The 838-nt window shown below is 64.7% G+C and carries 1 pseudogene; it reads left to right on the top strand.

Annotation, left to right across the window (positions count from 1 at the left end):
- Nucleotides 1–819: pseudogene (locus KY084_RS16550) on the top strand (IS630 family transposase); the annotation flags it as partial.
- Nucleotides 820–838: the final 19 nt, after the last annotated feature.

The following is an 838-nucleotide window of genomic DNA, read 5'->3' as shown; positions in this document are numbered from 1 at the left end:
GAACGAGGAACAGCGCACCCAACTCGCCGAGCAGGTCGAAGCGGGTCCGATCCCCGCTGCGCACGGCGTCGTGCGCTGGCGCCTGGTCGATCTGGCGCAATGGGTTTGGGACGAGTTCGGCCTGTCGGTTGCCCGCCATACGCTCAGCCGCGAGCTTCGCGCGCTCGGTTATCGCAAGCTCTCGGCCCGGCCGCGCCATCGTGGTCAGAAGCCGGACGATATCGCCGTTTTTAAAAAGACTTCGCCGACCGCCTGGCAGCGATCCGGCAGACGCTCCCGCGCGGCACGGCCATAGAGCTGTGGTGGCAGGACGAGGCGCGGATCGGTCAGCAGACCAAGCTGACCCGCCGCTGGGCCAGACGCGGCACCCGCCCTTCGGCACCCAGAGACCAGCGCCGGGCTTCCGCCTGGCTGTTCGGCGCTATCTGCCCGGCCAAGGGCAAGGCCGCCGGTATCGTCATGCCTCGCTGCAACACCGAGGCCCAAAGACAGACTGGGGGCATGCATCTGGAAGAGATCGCCTTCCACATCACGCCCGGAGCCCATGCGATCATCCTCCTCGACCAGGCCGGGTGGCACAGTGCCAACGACCTTGTCATTCCTGACAACATCACCCTGCTGCCGCTGCCGCCGCGCTGCCCGAAGCTCAACCCGGTCGAGAACGTCTGGCAGTTCATACGCGACAACTGACTGTCGAACCGCATCTTTCGGTCCTGCGACGATATCGTCGACCATTGCTGCCACGCCTGGAACAAGCTTGCCGACCAGCCATTGCCCATCATGTCCATCGGACTGCGACAATGGGCACATGGGTTCTGATCAATGCGCTCTGGTATTA

This window comes from Stakelama flava (assembly GCF_019351405.1).
In the GTDB taxonomy this organism is placed as follows: Bacteria; Pseudomonadota; Alphaproteobacteria; order Sphingomonadales; family Sphingomonadaceae; genus Sphingomonas; species Sphingomonas flava_A.
This window is presented reverse-complemented; position numbering and strand designations above follow the sequence as displayed.